The 2,662-nt window shown below is 66.0% G+C and carries 2 protein-coding genes; one reads left to right on the top strand and one right to left on the bottom strand.

What is annotated here, in order from left to right; all coding sequences use genetic code 11:
* The first annotated feature begins 328 nt into the window (after positions 1-328).
* A complete protein-coding gene (locus tag IG74_RS0144220; protein ID WP_030689405.1) occupies positions 329-1,303 on the top strand; it encodes a terpene synthase family protein in 975 nt (324 codons plus the stop codon).
* Here IG74_RS0144220 and IG74_RS0144215 read toward each other — a convergent pair.
* Positions 1,287-2,540: an IS256 family transposase gene (locus IG74_RS0144215; protein WP_030689403.1), complete on the bottom strand. Its 1,254-nt coding sequence runs from the start codon at positions 2,538-2,540 to the stop codon at positions 1,287-1,289. The genes IG74_RS0144220 and IG74_RS0144215 overlap by 17 nt on opposite strands.
* Between the last annotated feature and the right edge of the window lie 122 nt (positions 2,541-2,662).

The raw sequence follows: 2,662 nt of genomic DNA, 5'->3' as shown, positions 1-2,662 counted from the left end.
CGAGTAATTGTCAAGAGTTGTGGATCATCGTGCCTCGGAGTTCTCGCCCGGCGGGCAGGGCGGGATCCCTCGAAGGCAGGCGTACGCCAGCTCATATGGCCTTGCCGGTGTCATGTGCACTGCTTCTGCTGCTTCTGCTGAGCAGGCCAAGGGGGTTCCGGCTACGGCGGCCATGACCTGCAATGGGAGCCGACATCCGGAGTCTTCTGTTCGCGAAATGTCAGGGCGGGCTTCCATGCGCCATCCAATGTTTGATCTCCCATTCGCGCCGGCTCGGCCTGTGGGTCTGGAGAATGTCCGTGCGTGGCATGCGAACTGGGTCCGGGACATGGGCCTGCTCTCCTCCGACGAGGAGATCGAGAAGTTGCTGGAGTGGGCACCTGAGCGGGCTGGGGCGCATTTCCACCCCAGAACGACCGGTGAAGACACTTATCTAGCCGCGGACTTCTACGGATGGATGATCCTGCTGGATGGCCAGTTCGACGGTGCGGCGGGCCGGGACACCGTGCTGGCGAAGAGCCTCGTCGGCAAGCTCCTGTCCGTTCTTGACGACCCATCGCTCGCTGGGAAGACGGGGGTGTTGCACGGCGAGCGGGCTCTGGCCGACCTGTGGCAGCGGCTCTGTGCGGGCATGTCGCAGGCGTGGCAGGAACGCGCGGCCGGGGATCTGCATGACTTCATCGCGGCTTATCACACCGAGGCCGTTCATCGGGCGGCGGTGCACTGCCCCTCGGTGCCGGAGTATCTGCGTCTGCGCTTTGATTCCGGCGGAACGGGGATCATCCTGTCCATCTCCGAGCGCCTCCATGGCTTCGAGATCCCGACAAACGCGTGGTGCTCGCCGGTGGTGCAGCACCTGCGGGAGATCACCATTCATGTCACCGACGTGGTGCAGGACGTCGTGTCCCTGGCCAAGGAGGAGCATGACGGTGAGTCAAACAACATCGTTATCGTGATGCGGCTCCACGACCCGGCCCTCACGCATCAGGCGGCGATCGGCAAGGCGCAGTCCATGGTGCGGCGATGGACACGGGAGTTCCTCACGCTGGAGGCGCAAGTGCCCAGCGTGTGCGATGCGCTTCTTCTGCCTGACGAAGCCCGCGCAGCGGTCTACCAGTACGTGGATGCCATGCGTTCGTGCATGCGCGGCAATTACGACTGGTGCCGCACCACGCCTCGATACGATCCGGACCGCCTGCAAGGCACCGCCGCGGTCGGATTGCTGGGCTCCATGCTCTGCGCCACCGCCACCGCCACGGGCGACGGCGCTCGGGACACCGACCGCCTCATGCCGCAGGGGTAATGCGGTTTTCGACAGGCCGTCCGTGCTCGAAGCGGGCTCCCTCGCGGACGAGGGCGACGAGGTGGGGTGCGGTGATCGCGCGCCAGCGGGCCTGGGCGGACTCAGCGAGTTTGAAGACCATGGCCAGGGCGGCGGACGGGCTGCCGGCGCCGCGGGTGACCCTGGTTCGGAGTTTCACGGTGCTGAAGGTCGACTCGATGGGGTTGGTGGTGCGCAGGTGGATCCAGTGTTCAGCTGGGAAGTCGTAGAAGGCGAGGAGTGCGTCTTGGTCGTCGGTGATCTTCTTGACGGCCTTAGGCCACTTCGCAGCGTAGGCGTCGGTGAACTTCTTGATGGCCTTCTCGGCGTGAGCACGGTCCTCAGCGTTGTAGATCTCCTGCATCGCCTTCTTCGCTCCGGGCTGTGCGGACTGCGGCAGGGCGTTGACGACATTGCGGACTTTATGCACCCAGCACCGCTGGTGGCGGGCGGCAGGGAACACCTCTCGCAAGGCGTTCCACAGCCCCAATGCCCCGTCTCCGGCTACGAGTTCGGGATCACGCATGCCGCGTCGGCGGCAGTCGCGCAGCAGGTCGGCCCATGACTCGGTGGACTCGCGCAGCCCTTCGGCGAGCGCGATCAGCTCCTTGGTGCCGTCGGTGCGCACGCCCATGAGGACCAGGACGCAGGAGTGGGCCTGCCCCAGACGCACCTTGGGGTGGACGCCGTCAGCCCACACGTATACCCAGTCACTGCCCGACAGGTCGCGGGCCTGGAACGCGGCATGATCGGCCTGCCACTGCTTCGTCAGCCGTGTCACCGTCGGCGCGGACAGGCCGGCCGCCGAGCCGAGGAATTGTTCCAGCGCGGGCACGAAGTCCCCGGTGGACAGGCCATGCAGGTAAAGCGCGGGCAGCACCTCGGACACCTTCGGCGATCTGCGGCACCACGGCGGAAGGATCTTTGAGGAGAACCGCATACGCTCACCGGAGCCCTCGTCGATGCGCCGGTCGTTCACCCGAGGCGCCTTCACCTCCACCGCTCCGGCCGAAGTGGTCACCGACCTGGACCGGTGGTGGCCATTGCGCACCACGAGGCGGCGCCCGCTCTCGTCCTTCTCACCGGCCAACTCGGCTATGTACTGGTCGACCTCGGCCTCCAGGGCCGCGGCGAGCATCCGTCGCGCACCTTCACGGACGATGTCGTCGATCAGGAAGCCGGTGGCGGTGGTGCCGTCTTCGTTGACTACGCTCAGCACGGGCGTACCCTTCCCGACCCGCGCAGCAACGCGGGCCTACTCAGTGACCTTGGTCGATCACTCGGGAAGGTACGCCCTTCACGTCCCGCCCGAGCCTGATCCACAAGTCCTGAGCATTGCTC

It is taken from the genome of Streptomyces sp. NRRL B-1347 (assembly GCF_000720325.1).
Lineage (GTDB): Bacteria > Actinomycetota > Actinomycetes > Streptomycetales > Streptomycetaceae > Streptomyces.
Note: the sequence above shows the minus strand (reverse complement) of the source record. Positions and strands in the feature narration are given on the sequence as shown.

Bases quoted from the DNA above. Each gene is read 5' to 3' on its own strand.
- IG74_RS0144220 (WP_030689405.1), top strand. From the start codon at position 329: ATGGGCCTGCTCTCCTCCGACGAGGAGATCGAGAAGTTGCTGGAGTGG.